Source organism: Halomonas urumqiensis (genome assembly GCF_003028575.1).
GTDB classification, from domain to species: Bacteria; Pseudomonadota; Gammaproteobacteria; order Pseudomonadales; family Halomonadaceae; genus Halomonas; species Halomonas urumqiensis.
In genome coordinates, this window is the sequence record NZ_PYUD01000001.1 from 1109974 (window position 1) to 1131409 (window position 21436).

The 21436-nt window shown below is 60.4% G+C and carries 12 protein-coding genes; 8 read left to right on the forward strand and 4 right to left on the reverse strand.

The window, feature by feature from the left end:
* Positions 1-137: 137 nt before the first annotated feature.
* Together C6V82_RS04785 and djlA are read right to left on the reverse strand one after the other, a co-directional pair.
* Complete coding sequence (locus tag C6V82_RS04785) at positions 138-1568, reverse strand: dihydrolipoyl dehydrogenase (RefSeq protein WP_102588672.1); 1431 nt, start codon at positions 1566-1568, stop codon at positions 138-140.
* A gap of 402 nt (positions 1569-1970) precedes the next feature.
* Positions 1971-2744, reverse strand: a complete 774-nt coding sequence (gene djlA / locus C6V82_RS04790; protein ID WP_102588673.1) for a co-chaperone DjlA — start codon at positions 2742-2744, stop codon at positions 1971-1973.
* A 176-nt stretch (positions 2745-2920) separates the two neighbouring features.
* Between djlA and C6V82_RS04795 the strand changes: the two genes are divergently transcribed.
* Positions 2921-3781 carry a sensor domain-containing diguanylate cyclase gene (locus C6V82_RS04795; protein ID WP_102588674.1) on the forward strand — a complete coding sequence of 287 codons (861 nt, stop codon included), beginning with the start codon at positions 2921-2923 and terminating at the stop codon, positions 3779-3781.
* 27 nt (positions 3782-3808) lie between these two features.
* Here the strand turns inward: C6V82_RS04795 and C6V82_RS04800 are convergent, their stop codons facing one another.
* Positions 3809-12637, reverse strand: a complete 8829-nt coding sequence (locus C6V82_RS04800; protein WP_219724521.1) for a GH36-type glycosyl hydrolase domain-containing protein — start codon at positions 12635-12637, stop codon at positions 3809-3811.
* 346 nt (positions 12638-12983) lie between these two features.
* Positions 12984-13889 (reverse strand): LysR family transcriptional regulator, encoded by a 906-nt coding sequence (locus C6V82_RS04805; RefSeq protein ID WP_102588675.1) that lies wholly within the window; start codon positions 13887-13889, stop codon positions 12984-12986.
* A gap of 182 nt (positions 13890-14071) precedes the next feature.
* On the opposite strand from C6V82_RS04805, the gene cuyA reads away from it, so the two are divergent.
* From cuyA to C6V82_RS04840, 7 genes are all read left to right on the forward strand, one after another.
* A complete protein-coding gene (gene cuyA / locus C6V82_RS04810; protein ID WP_229843038.1) occupies positions 14072-15121 on the forward strand; it encodes a D-cysteate sulfo-lyase in 1050 nt (349 codons plus the stop codon).
* A gap of 133 nt (positions 15122-15254) precedes the next feature.
* Positions 15255-16259, forward strand: coding sequence for a TRAP transporter substrate-binding protein (locus tag C6V82_RS04815; protein ID WP_219724522.1), 1005 nt, complete (start codon positions 15255-15257; stop codon positions 16257-16259).
* Between the two features lie 75 nt (positions 16260-16334).
* Positions 16335-16838 carry a TRAP transporter small permease gene (locus C6V82_RS04820; protein ID WP_102588677.1) on the forward strand — a complete coding sequence of 168 codons (504 nt, stop codon included), beginning with the start codon at positions 16335-16337 and terminating at the stop codon, positions 16836-16838.
* A 9-nt stretch (positions 16839-16847) separates the two neighbouring features.
* A complete protein-coding gene (locus C6V82_RS04825; RefSeq protein ID WP_102588678.1) occupies positions 16848-18125 on the forward strand; it encodes a TRAP transporter large permease in 1278 nt (425 codons plus the stop codon).
* A gap of 38 nt (positions 18126-18163) precedes the next feature.
* Positions 18164-19534 (forward strand): amidase, encoded by a 1371-nt coding sequence (locus C6V82_RS04830; protein WP_102588679.1) that lies wholly within the window; start codon positions 18164-18166, stop codon positions 19532-19534.
* A 188-nt stretch (positions 19535-19722) separates the two neighbouring features.
* Entirely contained in the window at positions 19723-20778 is a 1056-nt protein-coding gene (locus C6V82_RS04835) for a YeiH family protein (RefSeq protein ID WP_102588680.1), read from the forward strand.
* Between the two features lie 119 nt (positions 20779-20897).
* Complete coding sequence (locus tag C6V82_RS04840) at positions 20898-21380, forward strand: DUF2938 family protein (protein ID WP_102588681.1); 483 nt, start codon at positions 20898-20900, stop codon at positions 21378-21380.
* Positions 21381-21436 lie beyond the last annotated feature (56 nt).

The following is a 21436-nucleotide window of genomic DNA, read 5'->3' on the forward strand; positions in this document are numbered from 1 at the left end:
TGAAATCTGCGGCTTTTTCTTTTTTTATCTGCTGTCAGCCAGCGCTTGGTCGTGTTCGACGGCCCCCTGTGGGTCCCGATCGACCATGTTGGCGACCAGCAGCAGTGTACCACCACCATTTGTTTGCTTTATCTGCGTCAGGCACCGGGGCCACAGTCGATGCAGCGCGGCGGATTGTCGATGCGGTCACCGAGGTTCACGCTCAGGTCGCGCAGGGCCGTGCGCAGGCCCTCCTCGATCACCGGGTGGTAGAAGGGCATCGCCAGCGCTGTCTCCACGTCCATGCCGGCCTGCACCGCCCAGGCCAGCAGATGGGCCAGATGCTCGCCGCGTGGCGCGACCATCTCCGCACCAAGCAGACGGCCAGTGCCGCGCTCGCCATAGACGTGCAGCAGACCGTGATTGAGCCGCAATACCCGCGCGCGTCCCTGATCGGCGAAATCCACCTTTCCCGTGGCGAAGTCGTGGGCGGCGTCGGTCAACTCGGCAAAGGACGCCCCCACCGTGGCGATGTTGGGATCGGTAAAGACGATGCCCAACGGCGTTCGGCGGGAGTGCGACTCAACGTGCGGAAAGCGCCCGGCATTGTCCCCTGCGATGCGGCCCTCATCGGCGGCTTCATGTAGCAGCGGGATGTGCGCGGCGACATCGCCGGCGAAGAAGATATGGCTGCCCTGTGCCTGCATCGTCCGCGGATCGATCTCGGGCGCACCGCGCTGGTCCAGCGTCAGCCCCGAGGCCGCTAGATCGAGCCCATCGAGTGCCGGTGCCCGCCCCGTCGCTGCCAGGAGCCACTCGAACCGCTCTTCGCGCGCACGGCCACCCTCGGTGAAGCGCACCACCACGCTGTCACCCTCGCGTTTGACTTCCTGCACATCGGCATCGGGGTCGAAGGGCAGATCGGCGCCGATGGCAGCAGCGGCGGCATCGCGCACCGCGGGGTCGCTCAGCGGCCCGACACCGCCACCCTTGCCGAACAGCCGCACGCGAACCCCCAGCCGGTGTAGTGCCTGTGCCAGTTCAAGCCCGATGGGGCCCCCGCCGAAGACTGCCACGGCCGCCGGCAGATCGGGCCAGCCGAAGACGTCGTCGTTGACGATCAGCCGGTCGCCCACAGCGTCGAAAAAGTCCGGGAGGACCGGGACCGACCCGGTCGCGATGACGATGCGCTCCGCGTGCATCACTGCACCGGTGTCGAGCCTCAGGGTATTCGGACCTTCGAACTTCGCAGATCCCTTGAGACGATGGGAGGAATCAATGTCTTCTATCGCTTCGTTCACGAAACCGACAAAGCGGTCACGCTCGCGACGCACACGGCCCATGACCTTGGTTCCGTCGATGTGTGGCGCAGCTGGGTGAATACCGAAACCGGGTGCCGCGCGCATGGCAGCTGCCGCCTCCGCCGCGGCGATCAGCAGCTTCGAGGGCATGCAGCCTACCCGCGCGCAGGTGGTGCCATAGGGGCCGCCCTCGATCAGGACGAGCTTGCCGGTGTGCTTGCGCGCCGCACGATAGGCCACCATGCCTGCCGTACCCGCGCCGATGATAGCGACGTCCACCTTGTGCATGGCCGGGTCCATCCTCAAGTGATGGCTGACTCACCATGCCCTGGCCGGTCAGCATATTGTTCGGGAAGTCCGTTTGGCAGGCGGTATGCCACTTTTCCACTTATCCACCCTGATCCAGACTATCGCTAATCAGCCAGTACCACGAGGGGTTAGTGCTTATCCTGGATAACGCTTACCCAGGCAGAAGCCCAATAGTCCCAACAGCGTGATGCCGGCGTCGCATCATGTTGTCGGGCGGCTGCGCCTGTGTCTCGACCCGCCGGGCCTGAAAATAGGTCCAGCCGGCATCTCGGGTGGAACCGTTCGACGCCCAATGCGCCGATTTGTCGCGATAGATATCGGCTGCCTCGCGATGACGCTGCGACAGGTGCCTCGGGCCACCTTTAATGTGATTGGAGCCAGTTACGCCGTCTCTGCGGCGCGCGCCTTGCGAATGCGGTCATAGGCGTTGCCGATTTCGCTGGTACGTTCCTTGGCCACTTCCCGCATGTTGTCCGGAAGCCCTTTGGCGGCCAGCTTGTCGGGGTGGTTTTCGCTCATCAAGCGACGATACTGACGCTTGATCTCGGCATCGCTGGCGTCGGACTCTACTCCCAACACCTGGTAGGCATCTTCCAACGAGACTTCGTGTGTGGTGGCGCCGCCGCCCTCGGTGGCGCCGCGCAGCATGGCTTCGATCTGGGCGACTTCGGCCTCCGAACAGCCCAGGCCACGCACGACCCGCATCAACATCTCATGTTCGGCGGAGTGCAGCTCACCATCGGCGGCAATGGCGGCGAGCTGCACCTGGAGGAATACCTGGCGCAACGCCGGCTGACTGCCAACGATCGGGCGCAGCTTGGCAAGCTCGGCATCGAGATCGAAATCCGCGCTCTTGCCGCGTGTGAAATCGGCACGTGCCTTGGCGCGCTGCGGCTCGCTCAAACGCAGGCGATCCCACAGCTGGCGAGACGCCTCGAGCTCATCCTCGGACACCTGTCCATCGGCCTTGCACATGCAGCCCATGACCGCGAAGGTGGACTCGAGGAATTGCGTCTGAACGGCGGCCAGCCGGCCGACGATACCGCGCCGGATGCGCCTTGCGAGCCAATAGCCGAGACCACCTCCGACCAACAGGCCCAAGGGGCCACCGACCAGATATCCCAGCAATCCACCTATCAGCACCATGACCAGCATGTCGACTCCTAGAAACGCGTCTCGAAAAATTGGCGATGAGCATAGCACCCCGACAGACCGCGGGGCGATGCATGGCTCGGCCCGGGCAGTGCTTCATTGACGTTGACAGGTTTGCTTACCACCTCGTGTCGCGGTCGGGCTACACTCGTGTGACGTCACCTGGACCCTCTTGGACTATGCCCGCTGATCTGCAAACGCTCTACCCCAAGCTGATCTCGCTGATGCTGGACACGGTCTTCGTGGTCGATGTGGACAATCAGATCCTTTTCGTGAGCGAGGCCTGTCATACCCTGCTGGGTTATCGCAGTGACGAAATGATCGGCACCTTGATCACCGACTATATGCATCCCGATGATCTACCGGCCACCAAGGCCTCCATCATCCGGGTCATGAACGGTCAGCCACACCTGGATTTCCGCAACCGCTATGTGCGCAAGGATGGCGGTATCGTGCACATTCTGTGGTCGGCTCGCTGGTCGGAGGAGGAGAAGGTGCGAATCGGGGTGGCGCGGGATGTGACGGCTCTCATGCAAGTAGAGGCGGAATTGACGTTCCTCGCCCACCATGATCCGCTCACACAGCTGCCCAACCGCTCGCTGTTCTATGATCGGCTGCAGTCGAGCCTGCGTGCGGCCCACCGCTACCAGAGCGGGTTTGCCTTGCTGTTTCTGGATATCGATGACTTCAAGCGCATCAATGATGTCCATGGCCATGCGATGGGCGATCGCGTGCTCTGCGCGATGGCGCGACGGCTGGAAGGCTGCGTACGCGAAACGGACACCGTGGCCCGGATGGGGGGCGACGAATTCACTGTCCTGTTGACGGACATCCAGTCGGCGCATGCCGTTTACGCGAAAGTGGAGCAGATTCTCGAGCGCCTGGCCGAGCCCCTGGGTGACGAATTCTGCGGGGTGAGGCTGTCCTGCAGTATCGGTGTCGCCTGTTACCCTGGGGATGGAATGGATGCCGATACCCTGATGAGCCACGCGGATGACGATATGTACCGGATGAAGCGGCGCCGTTCGGTTGCCCGCTGATGGATCGGCCGAAGGCGCCTGTGGGGTTTATTCACTGCCGAGCATAATCTCGACTTGGTGTGGCTTGCCATCATCGCGCAGCGTGATGACTGGTTCGGGCAGGCTTTGCCCGTCGAGGTGGGTGATCGATGAGCGATGACCGGTATCCGCGCTCTGTCGGATCGTGATGGTGTAGGTGGTGGAATGAAAGCGGTAACGCAACGTGGCATGCGGCCAGGCTGCGGGTAGGCAGGGCGTTATCGTCAGGATGTTGCCGGCCTGTTGCAGCCCGAGCAGCGATTCGCTGATGAGTCGATACATCCAGCCCGCCGAGCCGGTATACCAGCTCCAACCGCCGCGCCCCGCGTGGGGCGGCATGGCGTAGATATCGGCAGCCACCACGTAGGGTTCCAGCCGGTATCGGGCCATACCGGATGGGGATTGCGAGTGATGGATCGGATTGAGGATATCCATCAGCATCCAGGCGCGCTCGCGCTGGCCGAGTCGGGCATAGGCCATCGCCGCCCATATCGCCGCATGGGTGTACTGCCCACCGTTTTCCCGCACGCCTGGCACATAGCCGCGAATATATCCGGGGGTTGGGGTGGCCTTGTCGAAGGGTGGGGTGAGCAATTGGATCAGTTGCTGCTCCGGGTGTACCAGGTGGGTGAAGACCGCCTCCATTGCCTGCTCGGCGCGAAGTGGGTCGCCCGCACCCGAGAGCACCGACCAGCTTTGCGAGATCGAGTCGATACGGCATTCGCTACCCGATGACGTGCCAAGCGGTGTGCCATCATCGAAGTACGCTCGGCGATACCAGCCGCCGTCCCAGCCGTGCTGATTCAGGTTGTCGCGCAGGGTATCGAGAGAGGCCCGGCAACTGTTTGCTGTGTCGTCGTCGCCGTAACGCTGTGCCAACTGGCTGAACTCCTCGAGTATCTGGCACAGGAAAAACCCCAGCCAGACGCTTTCCCCGCGGCCCTTGATGCCGACCAGGTTCATCCCGTCGTTCCAGTCCCCGGAGCCCATCAGCGGCAGGCCGTGTTCACCGAACCGCAGGCCGTGGCGCAGTGCCAGCAGGGCGTGCTGGTACAGACTGGCCTCACCTGGGGCCAGGCTCGGTAGATCATAGTACGCCTCGTCGTCTTCGCCGACGGCACGCCCGTCGAGGAATGGGGCCGGCACATCGAGAATGTCGAAGTCTTCGGTGAATCGCACATAGCGACATAGCGCCAGGGGTAGCCACAAGAAGTCGTCGGAGCAGCGAGTCCGGACGCCACGGCCCTGTGGAGGGTGCCACCAGTGCTGTACGTCCCCTTCGTGGAACTGGCGACTGGCACACAGCAGCAACTGGTCCCGCAGTCGCTCGGGCATGGCGTGCGCCAGGGCCATGCTGTCCTGCAGTTGGTCGCGAAAGCCGAAGGCGCCGCCGGATTGATAGTAGCCACTGCGTGCCCACATTCGACAGGCCAGGGTCTGGTAGAGCAACCAGCCGTTGGTCATGACATCCAACGCTGGGTCGGGTGTCTCGATCTGCAGCGCTCCCAGAGCATGCCGCCAGTGGGCCTTCACGTCGGCGAGTGACTGACGTGCCGAACCCACGACGCGGTAGCGCTGGATCAGGGCATTGGCATGTTCTCGGTCGCTCCCCGCCCCGAGCCGGAATATCACCTCCCGGCTTTCGTCTGGTGCCAGGGAAAGCTTGACCTGTAGCGCTGCACACGGGTCGAGGCCGGCACCGACCGCGCCGGAGAGATGGGTGCGTTGCAGGGCGGCAGGTTGTTTCAGGCTGCCGTTGCGGCCGATAAACTCCTGGCGGTCTCCACTCAGGGTGCGTGTGGGGTCGTCGACATCGAAGAAGGCCACTTGCTCGCTCAATTCGTGATGAAACACGTTGCGTGCAAGCAGGGCACCACTGTCCGCGGCGACTTCGGTGGCCACATGCATGGCTGTCTTGGCAGGCAGGTCACCGAGTACCCACTCCACATAACCGGTGACCGACAGGTTGCGAACCCGCGGTGATAGGTTGCGCACCTTGAGCACCGAAAACTTGATGCTGTCATCAAGCGCGACGTAGACCGACAGCTGCGTGCTGATACCGTCCTGAACAGTCTCGAACACGCTGTAGCCGAAACCGTGGCGCACCAGGTAGTGAGCGTCGCTGTGCACCGGCAGAGGCGTGGGAGACCAGACATGGCCGCTCTCTTCGTCGCGCAGGTAGAGCGCTTCGCCACTGGGGTCACTGACCGGATCGTTGTGCCAGGTCGTCAACCTGTTTTCGTGGGCATTGATGCGCCAGGTGTAGCTGCCACCGCTTTCCGATATCACGCAGCCGAAGTCGGGATTGGCGATCACGTTGACCCAGGGAGCGGGCGTGCGCTGGTCGGGCCCAAGGTGTACCACGTACTCTCGCCCGTCGGCAGTGAATCCTCCCAATGGGTTGTTGAGGATCAGGCCTTCCGGCGCGGACGGGGCGGTGCTCGGCATGGGAGCGCGGGGATCCGTCATGCTCAGAAGCGGTGGCCTTGCCACCTGACGCTGGCGCTGGTCGAGCTGTTCTTCCAGGCTGCCGTGGGTGTCGAGGATGATGGCACGGGCCACTGCCTGGAACAGCAGACGGTCTTCGCCCGCGATCTGCTCCAATGGGCGTACGAAGATGCCCCCGGGACGGTCGAGGTGGCTGGCGACTCCGCCCGAGGCGATCAGCCCCATAATCTGTTCCTGCAACTGTTGGCGGTAGACGGCGTACTCTTCGTTCCAGATCACCAGGTCGACGGCGAGTCCCTGCAGTCGCCAGTGCGCATGCGCTTGGATGAGTTGGCGCACCAGCGCGAGACTGCTGCTGCTGCCGATCCGTAGCAACACGATGGGCAGATCGCCGGAGATGGCATAGCTCCACAGCGCCGATTGGCCACGGCGGTTCGCGGCGATGATCGCCGGGTCGGCGCGCAGGGCGGGGTGCGAATAGATCACGGCACTGGCCAGTCGCGCATGTAGCTGGGCGTCGGCTTCGCTGGCATCGAGTTGCTCGAGGACCACCTGGCGATGGGTCCAGGTGAGCTCGAAGACGCGGTCGGCCAGGTGGCGATCCTGGTACTTGGCGATCAGGCACTCCGCATCGGCGCGCGTGCTCGCGATCCCCGTCACCAGATCCAGCGTCACGGCGTGGTGGGGTTCGACGCAGAAGCGGCGGCGAATGGCGGCGATCGGATCGAGCACCGCGCCGGCATGGCCGGACAGTTCACCGGGCTGTTCCATGGCCAACGGTGCGGCGGTGTCCCGGCAGCGACCAATGAATCGCAGGCGATCCGTTTCGAAGGAGGCTGCCTGGCTTGGCGCGTCACGCACGATCAGCAGCTGGAACATCCATGCGGTACTTTCCTCCGGGGCTCGCGTGCGACGGTGGCAGAGGACCGCACTGTGAGCAGCGATGATCTCGGTCTGCACGAACAGGTTGCTGAAGGCGGGATGCAGAGCATCCGTGTCGGCGGGGGCGATGACCACCTCCGCGTAGCTTGTGACCTCGAGTTCGCGGCGTTGCGAGGTATAGTTGGTCAGACGTACCCGACGCAGTTCGATGTCATCCTCGGGTGAGACGGCAATCTCGGTATAGGTCTCCATCTCGCCGCCACCGACGCTGTCACGCCGGCGGTACTCGGCGCGCCCCTCGGCAAAGATCGCCTGATAGTGGGTGCTGGAAGAACATGTCGGTTGGTAGGCGTTCGACCAGCAATGGCCGCTTTCGAGGTCACGCAGATAGCAGAAGATGCCATGGTGGTCGCGCGTCGGGTCCTCACGCCAGCGCGTCACGGCGAGGTTGCGCCAGCGGCTGTAGCCACCGCCGGCATTGGTGACCATCACGTGGTAGCGCCCGTTCGACAGCAATTGCACCGCCGGGGACGCGGTATCGGCGCTATCCAATACCCGTATTGGTGGGTCGCTGCGAATGGTGGCGGTATGCACTTCCGCCAATCGCGTGATGTGGGTGAACAGGGCGCTGGCGCGGGGGATCCGCTCCTGCAGCAGTAGCAGCACCGCCTGCACGTGGCGGTCGGCACTGAAACGGCGCTGCATCGGCTGATCCAGCAGCAGGTAGGCCAGGGACAGCAGGCTCATCCCCTGATGGTGTGCCATGAACGAGTGCACCAGCGTCTTGTGGGAACCGCGTCGCTGGCGCGACGGGCTGTAGTCGACCGCCTCGTACAGCCCGAATTTTCCCATGACGCCTTCTTGCGCCAGGCGCTGCAGGTTGAGGCACGCCGCCACCGGCGCCACCATCAGGGCCATCACCGACGCGTAGGGGGCGACGACCAGATCCTCTGCCAGTCCGCGCTTCAGCCCCAGGCCCGGGGCACCAAAGGCGCGATACTGGTAGTTGAGCTTGGCGTCGACAGTGTTGTAGGCAGACTCGGAATTTCCCCAAGGCACGCCGCGTTGTCTGCCATAGTCGATCTGGCGGGCCACGGCGGCGCGACAGGTCTGGTCGAGCAGCGTATTGGGGTAGGTCGGCATCACCAGCATTGGCATCAGGTACTCGAACATCGAGCCACTCCACGACAGCAGCACCGGTTTGCCCCCGGCGCGGGTCAGCAGTCTGCCAAGGCTGAACCAGCTCTCTTTCGGCAATTGCCCAAGGGCGATTCCCACGAAGCTGCTCAGCCGCGATTCCGATGCGAGTAGATCGTAATAGCCACTATCGAGGCGCTCCTCGGTGACGTTATAGCCGATGGAGAGCAGGTGCTTGGTGCGATCGAACAAGAAGCCATACTCGACCTGTGCGAATTCGAAGCAGCGGGTGGCGAGCTGTTCGAGGGTCGCGATGCGCTGCTGGGCTCGCCGCTTGGCATGCTGAATGGCGTCGCGCAGCGAGGCTGCCTGGGCGTCATCGTTGGCGGACTGTGCTGGCGCTGTTGAAACACTGCCGAGCACGCTATCCAGCGAGGCGATATCGCTAAGCGTAGGCACGGCAAACGTCTGAAGTGCCTTGCCGAGCGGGGAGTCGCCAAGCCGTGCCGATTGCGTGAGCCAAGGGGCCAGCTCGTCGAGTTCCTCGAGCATGGACTGGGTTTGACGTTGCAGGCCGAGTGCCCATTGGTGGGCGTTTTCTTCAAGCAACGGCGCCTGATGCGAAACGCTGGCCTCAGGCTGCGCCGCCTTGGCGAATGGACGCATCGCATGGACCAGCACAGCGCTGGCGTCACCCAGACGGGTCAGCGCCTGATACCAGGTCACCAGGCTGTCCTGGGCGGCCGGGCAGGTGCTCTCCAGTACCTGCCGATAGACATCCAGTGGCCCTTGCACGGCGCCATCGCCACACTCCTCGATCAGTGCCAGGGTATCGCTCAGGCCTTGCCAGCAGCGCATTGGCAGAATGGGCGCATGTATTGCGTCGAGCAGACCTCGGCGCAGCGTGAGTAGGCAGCCCGACAAGTTGCCACTATCGACACTCGAGACATAGTGGGGTGGTAACGGCGCGAGTGATTGCGTGTCGTACCAGTTGTAGAAATGACCACGGTAACGGGGCAGGATTCCCAGCGTGCCCAGGGTCTGTTCACTACGTGTCATCAGTCCCTTGCCACTGAGGTAGCCAAAATCATGAGCGGCCAGGTTGGCCAGTAACCCCATCCCGATATTGGTCGGAGAGGTGCGATGCGCCAGTGATATCTCGCGAAAGGCCTGGAGGTTGTCGGGTGGTAGCCAATGGTCCTCGGGGTTGTGGGTCTGTTCGAAGAATGCCCAGGTGCGTCTGGCCAGGCGTTGCAGAAATCGGGTCTGCACGGCATCCAGTTGCGATGGGCGCGGGATCTGCGGATGGCTCAGCCACCAGGCCAGGCCCGGGGCAACCGCCCACAGCACCAGCAATGGAGCTGCCGCGAGCAGCGTCATCGGCTCAGCGATGGCAAGCACCAGGGCCACGCCGACGGCCAGTACGGGGGCCAGCCACATTTGCCTGAGCAGGCCACCCAGGCCATCGGCGCCGGGGTGTGGCGTGGCAGCCCGGCTACTGCTCGAAGGCACCCACTCGAGCAGACGACGGTGACTGACATGGCATCGCCACAGGGTTCGCAGGATGGCATCCAGATGGATGTAGGCCTCAAACGGCAGGCAGGCAAGCTGAAAGCCGGCCTGACCAGTGCGTCCGATCAGATCGCGAGAGGTGCACGCCAGATGCTGCCCAAGCCGGCGCTCGTCTGGCTTGTTGAAAAGCGCGCGTATGACGTCACCAAGGACAGGTATCAACAGTAGCGCCGCGGCGCCGAGGGTCCATACCCAGGCGGTGGCTGGCTGCGTCCATCCCACCAGCAGCAGCCCCGCCAGAGCGATGGGAAAGAGGCTGCGCCGCAAGTTGTCGGCAAGCTTCCAGCGAGACAGCGGGGTGAGGGCGCTGCCGGTTTGGCCTCCGGTCTCGGTATTACCCGCCGGAGGCTGCCGGCTCAACCAGCCGGTGAGCTGCCAGTCGCCACGTATCCAACGCTTTCGGCGTTTGACGTCGTCGAGGTAGTGGCTTGGATGATCCTCATACAGAAGAATATCGCTCACCAGCCCCGAGCGGGCATGGCATCCTTCCAGTAGATCATGACTGAGGACGAGGTTATCGGGAAAGCGCGTGCCCACCGCCCGTTCGAAGGCATCGATATCGTAAATGCCCTTGCCGATGTAGGAGCCTTCGTCGAACAGGTCCTGATAGAGGTCGGAAATGGCCATGGTATAGGGGTCGATGCCCGCTTCACCACCGAACAGCCGCGCATAGCGCGAACGGTTGGCGCCTTCAAGGCTTGCCGCGATGCTGGGCTGCAGGATGCCGTGGCCATCGATGACCATGCCCGTCCGTGGATCATGACGAGGGTGATTGAGGGGGTGGGACATGGCGCTGACCAGCTGTCGAGCGGCATCACGCGGCAGCTCGGTATCGCTGTCGAGGGTGATCACGTATTTGATGTCCGACAGCGGCGAGATGTCACCGACAACCAGTGCGAAGCGCTGACGACCGTCGGTCTCCGGATTGCCGCGCAGCAGAGCGTTGAGGTCCGCGAGCTTGCCGCGCTTGCGTTCGTGGCCCATCCAGCAGCGTTCCCGCGCGTTCCAGCAACGCGGGCGGTGGAAAAGATAGAACGGTGTCGCGTCACCACCGAGTGAGCGCCAATCTTCCGCATAGTTAGCATTCAATCGCTGGATGCCGTCGTGTGCCTGAGTCAGCAGGGTAGCGTCACCCGGCAGGCTGGCCTGCTGGGCATCGCTGAAGTCGGTCAGCAGAGCAAGATGCAGATGTGCATCCTGGTTGGCCAGAAAACGCACCTCGAGGGATTCCAGCAGGGATTCGATGGAGGCCGCGTCCGTGAGCAGCGTGGGCGTCACGACCAGGGTGCGACACGTAGCGGGGATGCCGCCTTTGACCTCCATGCGCGGCAGCGTGCGCGGCGTCACCATCATTGCCGTCAGCCGGTTGACCAACGATACCGCCGTCTGACTGCTGGTCAGCAGTGACAACACCGTGACACTCACGACCCAGGCCAGTGGCGCCTGGGTAGGGAGTTGCGACAAGGCGGCAAACAACAGGGCGGCGCTGATCAGCAAGGTGAAACCGGCGATACCGGCCAGATAGAAGGAGAGAGCACGCCGCCGCAGGCGGATGCCGAGGCGTTGGCGTAGTGAGCGTCGCGCTTTGGCTTGCTGGGCCAGTTTGGGAAGGCCGGCACCGATCAGATAGTAGCCGACGTGTCGGGTGCGTTCGAGGTCGTCGTGCGCCTGATCAGGCAAGGCGGCGAGCCTCACGGCAAGGCCCGCCACCCCGCTTTCGTCAAGTGGCGACTGGCTGGCCGTGGCTTCCACCACATGCCGATAGCGGTCACGGGTGGCGAAATCCATACGCGGATAGATGCCGCTGGGGTCTTCTCGCAGGATCTGCTCGACGGCACTTTGCGACTCCACGAAGTCCTGCCAGTCGATGGCGCCAATGACCCTGAGACTGCCGATGCTGTTGCTCACCGACACCTGATCGGATGCTTGCTGCTGATTGGCGATCAGGATGTGCTGCTCGATACTGGTGCCCGAGTCGGAGAGTCTCTGCTCCATCCAGGAGAGCGGTAGTGCCAGCGCCGGACCGCGGCCCTGCAGCCGTCTCGACAGCACGGCAACGAACTCACTGCTCATCAGCGGTTTCGAGCGAGCCATGTCGGCGACCTGAAGTATCAGGTTCTTGGGGTCGCTCTCGGCGATATCCACCATGCGCTCGGCCCAGCCTTCGGCCAGTTGGCGCTCGTCGAGTACCGCCTCGAGGCGGTCGGAAACCTGGCGCAGGTTCTCGATCAGCGCCAGACGGAGCATGATGGGGATCGCCCATAGCTCGCCCAGCGTCAAGGTAGTGTGGTGCTGGTAGGCGGTCACGAAGCGGCTCAGGCTATCAAACGCCAGATGACCGTCGCTATGGGCGATGGCTTCCATGGCAATGTCGTAGACGCGTGGCCTTCCCGCGGAGGGGCCGGTCGAAAGCCTCGGCAGCGCCTTGCTGTAGCCAGGTGGCAGATGCCGCTTGGCGGTCAGCATTTGCTCCTCGAGCAGGTGGAAGTTGTCCAGCAGTCCTTCGCCTGCGGGGGCAATGCGTTGCTGTTCGGCCACCGCCTCGGTCAACCGGTTGCAGCTATCGACCAGTGCGTGCTCATTGCTGCGCAGTCGAGGAAGCAGCAGGTCGGGTGCGTATCCCCTGGCGAGCTGATGGCTGTTGGCGAGCCATTCGCCATGCGCCTCCATCTGGGCGGCGCTGAACAACTCGGCACGAGGAGGGGGGGCGACGTCGCTATCGGGCACTGTCGGACGTCTGGCGTTCAGCCATTGCCCAAGGCGAGAGCGGCTCTTTCGGTAGCTAGTGAGGAGTGTCAAGGTGGGCGCCTGGCGTAAGCCCAGGCCTGATAGCACGATCACCACCAGGCCTGGGGCGGTATGTCCGTTAGATAACGCATACTAGGTGGCCAGTTACCCGGCGTCGGTACGTTAGCGGACATAGCGGGAACCGAGTCAGCATACGTTCGATGCAGTTCCTGGTGGCGCCAGCGGCAGCCACTGCCAGAGCAGGCCGAGCAAGATCAGGCCCGCCAGCAGGCTGAAGGCAATGATGTGGGATCGAGACATGTGGTGGATGTCCGCCGGTTCAGCGAGGCGGGCGGCCCAAGCTGTTAATGCGTTGAGTGTGGGCCCCATCCTTTGTCATGCAGACCCACCAGGGAAGTCACACTTCCGGTGGGCGAGCATTGATCAATTCCCACAGCTGATCGGCAGCGCTGGCACCATCTCCAGGTTGCCGGTAGCAGGCGACCACCAGCATCGGCCCGCCCAGTTGCTCCAGCAGCGAGACGAGATTTCCCGCCTCCAGTTCCGACTCGATCAGGCCATGTGGTAGCCAGCCGATCCCCAGGCCGGCCAGGGCGAGTTCGCGAATGCCGATCGTGAAGGCGGTTTCGCAGACCAGCTCGACATCGTAATGGCGTTGTAGATCCAGTAGGTAAGGAGACGACAACACGCTGCCCAGAAAACTGCTGGGGTCATAGCCGATCAAGGGCAGCCGGGTCTGGTGCTCCAGATCGAATATCGGCTGACCGAAGCGGTCGGCTGCGCAGACTGGCACGAGTTGCTCGGTTCCCAGCGGTACACGCTCCACGCCCTCGCGTTCCACTCGAAGCGGTGTCCCCTCGAGCTCGCTGCACAGCAACAGGTCCGCATCGCCGCGTTGGAATTCGCGGATGCAGTCGCTGCGATCCGATGATCTGACCTGCACTCTGGCTTGTGGGGCGCGCTGGCGAAAGTGTCGCAGCAGGCGTGGCAGGTAACTGACGGTCAAGGTGTGCTGGGTGGTCAGGATGGCGCGCGGGCCTTGCCTGGCATCCGCGCGGATACGACCACGTAGTGCATAGAGGTGGGCCAGCCAGTCACGAAGCGAGGCCTCATAGGCTTGCGCATGGGGTAGCAGCGTCAGGCGTGGTGAGTGTCGGTCGATCAGTTCGACACCCAACCAATCCTCCAATTGCCGTATACGCCGCGAGAACGCGGGCTGTGTAACGTGACGCCGCGCCGCCGCCTGCGAAAAGGTGCCTGCCTCGATAAGCGCAAGGAAATCCTCAATCCACTCTATTTTCATGATGATTCCCTGAAAAGCTCTATAAAAACAATAATACTACCTAAGTATGCAGAAATTTAATTGCCTGACAGTATCTTGGCATTAGTCGAAATGAACCTCCAGGCACTAGCTTCATAAGACGATAAAAAAGCGAACCATGATTCGCCACACCCTGGTCGCTGGTCATAAAAAAGAGCACGCCCATGCAAAAAATTACTCGCCTGGAGGCCCGCATGCACCTGTCCCGTTTCCCCCGCATCCGTCTTGGACACCTGCCGACACCGCTCGAGCCGATGGATAACCTCAGCCGTTTGCTGGGAGGGCCGCGCCTGTGGGTCAAGCGTGACGATTGCACCGGCCTTTCCAGTGGTGGCAACAAGACCCGCAAACTCGAGTTCCTGATGGCCGATGCCCAGGAAAAAGGTGCCGATACGATCATTACCCAGGGGGCCACCCAGTCGAATCACGCGCGCCAGACCGTTGCGGCGGCCTGCAAGCTGGGGCTCAAATGCCACATCCTGCTCGAGGACCGCACCGGCAGTGATGACCCTGCCTACGTCCACAACGGCAACGTGTTCCTCGACCAGTTGCATGGTGCAACGGTCAGCAAGCGCCCTGGTGGCGCCGACATGCCGACCGAGATGGAGAAACTGGCCGAGCAACTCAAGGAAGCCGGCAAGACGCCCTACATCATCCCCGGCGGTGGCTCCAACGAGATCGGGGCGCTGGGTTACGTCAATGCGGCCCTGGAACTGCTGGCCCAGGCCAATGACATGGGGCTGCAGATCGATCACCTGGTGCATGCCACCGGTAGCGCCGGCACCCAGGCGGGGCTGGTCACCGGGCTTGCCGCCTGCCATGCGGGTATTCCGGTACTCGGCATCGGTGTACGCGCCCCCCAGGACAAGCAGGAAGCCAACGTCTTCGCACTGGCCCAGAAGACCGAAGCCAAGCTGGGGCTATCGGGTGTGGTGAGCCGCCAGGATGTTGTCGCCAATTGCGACTATGTCGGCGACGGCTATGGCATTCCCACCGAGAGCATGGTCGAGGCCGTCACGCTGCTGGCGAGACATGAAGGCATCCTGCTGGACCCGGTCTACTCCGGTAAGGGCATGGCGGGGCTGATCGACCTGATTCGCCAGGGCCACTTCAAGGAAGGCGAGAACGTTGTCTTTCTGCACACCGGCGGCAGCGTGGCACTGTTCGGTTACCCCGGCGCCTTCGATTTCCCTGATTACACGGCGACAACGTGAATCTGGTGGAATTGCAAGATTACTTTTCGGCATCGGAGCGCTTAGTATTCGTTCTATGGATGGTAGTATAATAATAAATGGATAGTTGTATAATAGTATTTTGAACAAAATCAACTAGGAATAAGGTGTCAAGATGATGAATTCACGAGTGAAGAAACATGGTTTTGCGGGAGTCGCGGTTGTTGGCATGCTGAGTTTTGCTGCCGTGCCCGCCAGTGCGGAAACCGTGATCAAGATCGCACACCCGAATGTGCCTGATCACCCTATGGGTAAGGGTTTCAGCTATTTTGAGGAGCTCATCGAAAGCCGCAGTAATGGTGAGTTTTCGGTTGATGTCTATCACAGCAGCCAATTTGGCAATTTTGATAGCGTGGTGCAGGGCCTTCAGACCGGAATGCTCCAGATGGGCTCAGCATCCACCCCAAACCTCGCCCCTTTTTCCGATGATTTTCTGATCTTCGATATGCCTTTCCTCTTCCCGAGCTATGAGGCTGCGGATCGCATCACGGATGGGCCCATTGGCCGCACCGCCGCGCAGGCGCTCGTGGAAACCGGAATCATTGGGCTGGGCTATATTGATATCGGCTTCAGGCACATCTTCAACAACCAGCGTCCGGTTCAAACACTCTCGGATGCTGAAGGTCTCAAGATTCGCTCAACTCCCAGCAGCGCGCATATTGCGACCCTGGAATCATTGGGCATGAACCCCACCCCCATCTCCTGGAACGAAGTCTATACCGCGCTACAACAGAAAACGGTTGATGGCATTGATATCGATCTCAATCTTGCTTGGTTTAATAATTTCCACGAAGTTAACCAGAATTTGACGCTGGTCAGGAGTCTTTATAGCCCTCACTTGGTCATGATTAGTCAAAGTTTCTATGATTCGCTGAGCCCTAGCGATCAGATCATGGTCACAGAAGCATTTGCTGAAATGAAGCTTTATCAACGCGACCTGATTCGTCAAAACGAGGAAATGATACTCGAGGAAATGGAGAAAGCAGGCGTCAACATCGTGGAACTAAGCGAAGAGGAGCGTGCTAACTGGGAAGCTGCCACCGAAGGCGTCTACGGTGAATTCGAAGACGAAGTCGGAAGTGACCTGATTGAGCGTGCCCGCGCTACAATCGCGCAGTAAGAAAGGCTGAAGCGCGGCGGCCGACGAATACAGGCCGCCGCACTCTCATGGCACTAGGCTTCATGGAATGTGAGCATGAAAATATTGCGCACTTTAGATCGGCTTGAAGAGATACTGGCATCGCTGAGCCTTGCTGTCATGGTGATCCTTATCAGCATGCAGGTTTTTTTTCGTTATGTGCTTGGTGATTCACTGGTGTGGTCCGAGGAGTTAAGTCGTTACTTACTTATCTGGGCGGTATACATTGGCTGTAGCTTTGCGGCAAGAGAAGATCGACACCTGGAGGTTACCTTCATCCGATCGCTTTTGGGTCCTCGCGCCAATCGTTGGATCATATCATTTTCCTACATTGTCACGATTGTATTTTGTGGATTTTGCGTCGTGTGGGGAATCGAAATGCTGCAATTCCTTGGACGAACGGGCCAGCGGACCCAGTCTCTTGGGGTGAGTGTGTACTGGGTCTATCTAGCCTTGCCTGTGGGAATGACGCTCATGGCGCTTCGTATGTTGCAGCGGCTGTGGATCGTCGGCGTTAAAGGGCAGTTGCCTGACACGACTTCCATCGAAAAAACGCCTTAAGGGAATTGTATGGACTCCACGATCATCATGATTGCGACAACGCTGTTTGTCCTGCTTGTACTGAGCGTGCCAATCGGCGTAGCCATAGGGTTGACCGTCGTCGTCGGCATGTTCGCCAGCAATATGCCGGTAACGTTTCTTGCACAGCGTCTGATTACGTCCCTGGATTCCTTCCCGCTGCTTGCGGTCCCTTTCTTCATCATGGCAGGTGAAATCATGCAGAAAGGCAGTATGGCGCAGCGTCTGCTGGAATTGTCTCGATGTCTGGTCGGCCATATCACCGGTGGCCTTGCCCAAGTTTCTGTTCTGACTAGTCTATTCTTTGGTGCTCTCAGCGGATCCTCTCCGGCGACGGTTGCGGCCGTGGGTGGAGTGATGATCCCCACGATGAAAAAGGAGGGTTACAGCGGCTCCTACGCCGCGGCTGTTAACACCTCCGCGGGATGTCTTGGTGTGATGATTCCTCCCAGCATCCCGCTTATTATTTATGGCACGACGGCAGGTGTATCTGTCGGCGATCTTTTTATCGCCGGCATCATTCCCGGGCTCTTTGTCGCCAGCATGCTTATGCTTACGTCTTATATCCTGGCGCGTTATCAGGGGCATGGTGTCAAGGGTAAGCGCCCTCCAATCATTGAAACGGCTCGCGCCTTCAAGAAAGCATTCCACGCACTCATGGTGCCTGTAATAGTCCTCGGTGGAATATACGGTGGTATCATGACGCCAACTGAAGCTGGTGTCGTCGCGGTAGTCTATGCTTTATTGGCTGAAAGTATCTTTCTACGTTCCTTGAGCCTAAGTAAGCTGTGGCAAGTCATGCGTGGTACCGCGCTGACCACGGCGACTATTTTTCTTCTCATCGCTACAGCATCGGCCTTGGGTCAGATATTTCTTTTCAACAATGTGCCTAGCCAAGTCGTCGAATTACTGACAGGTGTGTCAGAAAACAAATATATTCTTATGCTTCTTATTATCCTCATGATGTTGGTGCTTGGAACGTTCATGGATGCCTTGGCCAATATTTTGATATTGACTCCATTGCTTCTTCCGGTGGCAAAGCAGGCGGGTTTCGATCCGATTCATTTTGGTGTCATCATGATTGTTAGTGTGGCTATCGGATTCTTAACCCCTCCGGTTGGCGTGAATCTCTTTGTTGGTTGCAATATCGCCAATATCAGCATCGAGCGGCTCAGTGTTGCTATACTTCCTTTCTTAGCTGCATTGATTTTCGCTCTGCTCGTACTTGCGTTTGTACCGCAGTTGAGCCTTGTGCTGCTCGGTCGATAGATGAATTTGATGTGTTTCAACCTGAACAGGGGTATGGGATGTCAGCTTTTCCGAGTGATCCTTTGAATGGCGGTCTTGTGGATTTCGCAAGACGATTGCGCTCGGGTCATATTTCGGCACGGGCAGTGACCGAAGCCTACCTTGCCCGAATTGCTGATCTGAACCCTAAACTGGATGCCTATACTTATGTGGCTGAGGAGCAAGCCCTGAGAACAGCGGACGCATTGGACCGGCTGTTGTCCGTAGGGATTGACCTTGGACCTTTGATGGGCGTTCCAGTAGCAGTGAAGGACCTTTTCTCGGTATCGGGAATGCCGACAGGTGCAGGATCAAATCTAGATTTATCAGATTGTATTGGCGCTGAAGGAGCCTTCATCGACTCGCTCAGGAAAGCGGGTTGCGTGATTCTCGGCAAGACGCGGACCATCGAGTTTGCAGCGGGTGCACAGAACATCATTCACCCGACGCCCTGGAACCCCTGTGATATGGATACGCACCGCACGCCTGGTGGTTCCAGCAATGGCTCTGCGGTGGCGGTTGCCGCGGGACTGTGTGGATTCGCCATTGGATCGGATACGGGGGGATCTGTCAGGCAGCCGGCAGCGTTGTGCGGCATAGTAGGTCTCAAGACCACCTACGGTATCTGGCCATCCGATGGTATCTTCCCGTTGTGCCCATCCATGGACACCGTTGGCCTGTTGACCGCCAGCGCCTCTGATGCCTCGGTGGCGTATGCAGCGCTGACTGGCAACACCGTGGCGCCTGACGCTGTACTGGCGGGTGTTCGGCTTGGGGTCCCTGGGCCGGGTTGTATGGAGTCCATGGATGCTGATGTCGCCGACAGGTATGAAGCATCTCTTCAGCTACTCGAAGCGGCGGGCGTCAGTCTCGTTCCTGTTTCCTGGCCAACTCAGAAGGAGCAGCAGGAGATCAAAGCGATCTATGCCGGCATGGTGCCCGCGGACCTTCTCACCACCCTTGGCCGCGATCGTTTTCAAAACCATCGCCAAGACATTGATCCGGTCGCGGTCAAACGACTGGAAGGAGGGTGGGATCTTCAGGCAACGGAATACATACGTTTAACGCGCCTGCAGGACAAGCTAGCTACGCTCGCCCACGAACGAATGCAGGGGCTGGATGGAATAGTCGGACCGACTGTTCCCCTTACACCAAAACCGGTGAAAGACGTCAGCGAGAGTGTGTCGATTGCATCTGAATTTGTCGCGAGAAGTTTGAGCTATACGCGTGCAGCGAACGTCTATGACATGTGCGCAATCACGATACCTGTTTCAGAACCAGTAGGGGGTATGCCCGTTGGTATTCAGATTACATGCTCCGCAAACGAAGAGATCAGGTTGTTATCGCTAGCGAATGCAATGTCGCCGATTATTTCCACCAGGATAGATTAGAAATATTTATATTGATGTTCTACGAGTGTGGTGTTTTTTTCTCGAGTTTAGGGTTTTGTTAAGAACATTGATGGATCCTCTTTAGTTGTATTATCTCATTCTCCTTGCGTGAATGTTCGCATGGTTCGGCCACTGCCGAGCCATGGCATTGCTTACGCGATTCACGGGATGCGACCGGAGACATACCGATGAAATCACGTGCTTTTGCCACGCCACTTGCCAGCCTGCGGTCGTTCTATCACGGCTCCTTCGGCCACTATCGCAATGTCGGTCGCGGGCTGCTGGTATGCGTGACCATCGCCTTGGCGACCACCTTCATCGCCGATCACTACGGCGGCCCGACCCTGCTCTATGCCTTGTTGTTCGGCATGTCGCTGCACTTTCTCAGTGAAGAGGGACGCTGTCGGGAGGGTATAGAATTTGCCGCGCGCACGGTGCTTCGCCTAGGCGTGGCATTGTTGGGGGCACGAATGACCCTGGAGCAGGTGGGTGACCTTGGCGTTGCACCGGTGCTGACAGTGATCGTCTCTGTCACACTGATTATCGCGCTGGGGGCGGTGCTTGCGAGGGTGCTTGGCCTGCCACGCGAGTTCGGGTTGTTGACCGGCGGTGCAGTGGGGATTTGTGGTGCCTCGGCGGCGTTGGCCCTGTCGGCGGTGATGCCACGCAATGACACCACCGAGCGCAATACCATCCTTACCGTAGTGGGCGTGACCACGCTCTCGACCATGGCCATGGTGCTCTACCCGCTGATTGCCGGCGCCTTGTCCCTGGCCGATACCCAGGCCGGCATTTTTCTGGGCGGTACCATCCATGATGTCGCACAGGTCGTGGGCGCCGGTTACATGATCTCTGAGGAAACAGGTGACGTGTCCACGCTGGTCAAGCTGGTGCGCGTGGCCATGCTGGTACCGGTGGTCATGGTATTCATGTGGCTGTTTCGCGCCTCGCGCAAGGACGCGGGCGAGACATCGCGGATGCCCTTGTTGCCAAGCTTTCTGGTGGGCTTCGTGTTGCTGGTGGTGATCAACAGCCTCGGCCTCATTCCGAACCCGGTGAACGAGGCGATGACCACGCTGTCACGCTGGTGCCTGGTCACGGCCATTGCCGCGCTGGGCATCAAGACCTCCTTTCAGAAGCTCGCCGTGGTGGGGTGGAAGCCGGTGATCCTGATGGTGCTGGAAACTCTGTTACTGCTGGGCTTCGTGCTTGGTGTGGTGGTGTTCGGCGGGCTTGGCACTTGATACGGACGGATGGCCAGGCTTTTCTGGGCGATGGAAATCGGTTACATCTATGTCCATGAATTTGCGCCTGGGCTGAGCCCCTCAGCGTTTCGTTCCAACCCCTTGACTTCAAGGCATCCATGCTCGATTTCCTCATCCTCTCCGTGTTGATTGGTGCTGGCGCCACTGCGTTTCTCGATTTGTGGAACCTGTTGTTAAATCGCCTGTTTCGCTTGCCTTTGCCACCCTGGCATCTTGTCGGGCGCTGGTTCGCGGGACTGGGGAGGGGGCAGTTAAAACATCGGCAGGGCATCGCCGAATCGCCAGAGGTTCCGGGGGAGCTGGCCATCGGGTGGCTGGGCCACTACCTGGTGGGCGCGCTGTTCGCGGCTATCGTGCTTGTCATCTGGGGTGTCGAGTGGGCGGCGGCACCGACCTTTCTTCCGGCACTGATCGTCGGGCTTGTCACCGTCGGGGCAGGGTGGTTCATCCTGCAACCCGGCATGGGCGTCGGCGTGGCCTGTTCGGGGGCCGCCAGGCCCTGGCTTGCCAGGGTGTTGAACGTGGCCGGGCACGTGGTGTTCGCCATCGGGTTATATGTGACCGCTGTGGTTATCGGGTAGCCGAGGGAGGCGAGACGCAGGGATTCGTCACAGATGAAGCCCGTCACAGATGAACC

What these genes read in the sequence shown, in the direction of transcription:
- C6V82_RS04835 (WP_102588680.1), top strand. Translation starts at nt 19,723, where the DNA reads ATGAAATCACGTGCTTTTGCCACGCCACTTGCCAGCCTGCGGTCGTTC.
- C6V82_RS04795 (WP_102588674.1), top strand. Translation starts at nt 2,921, where the DNA reads ATGCCCGCTGATCTGCAAACGCTCTACCCCAAGCTGATCTCGCTGATG.
- C6V82_RS04840 (WP_102588681.1), top strand. Translation starts at nt 20,898, where the DNA reads ATGCTCGATTTCCTCATCCTCTCCGTGTTGATTGGTGCTGGCGCCACT.
- C6V82_RS04820 (WP_102588677.1), top strand. Translation starts at nt 16,335, where the DNA reads ATGAAAATATTGCGCACTTTAGATCGGCTTGAAGAGATACTGGCATCG.
- C6V82_RS04825 (WP_102588678.1), top strand. Translation starts at nt 16,848, where the DNA reads ATGGACTCCACGATCATCATGATTGCGACAACGCTGTTTGTCCTGCTT.
- cuyA (WP_229843038.1), top strand. Translation starts at nt 14,072, where the DNA reads ATGCAAAAAATTACTCGCCTGGAGGCCCGCATGCACCTGTCCCGTTTC.
- C6V82_RS04805 (WP_102588675.1), bottom strand. Translation starts at nt 13,889, where the DNA reads ATGAAAATAGAGTGGATTGAGGATTTCCTTGCGCTTATCGAGGCAGGC.
- C6V82_RS04785 (WP_102588672.1), bottom strand. Translation starts at nt 1,568, where the DNA reads ATGCACAAGGTGGACGTCGCTATCATCGGCGCGGGTACGGCAGGCATG.
- C6V82_RS04830 (WP_102588679.1), top strand. Translation starts at nt 18,164, where the DNA reads ATGTCAGCTTTTCCGAGTGATCCTTTGAATGGCGGTCTTGTGGATTTC.
- C6V82_RS04815 (WP_219724522.1), top strand. Translation starts at nt 15,255, where the DNA reads ATGATGAATTCACGAGTGAAGAAACATGGTTTTGCGGGAGTCGCGGTT.
- djlA (WP_102588673.1), bottom strand. Translation starts at nt 2,744, where the DNA reads ATGCTGGTCATGGTGCTGATAGGTGGATTGCTGGGATATCTGGTCGGT.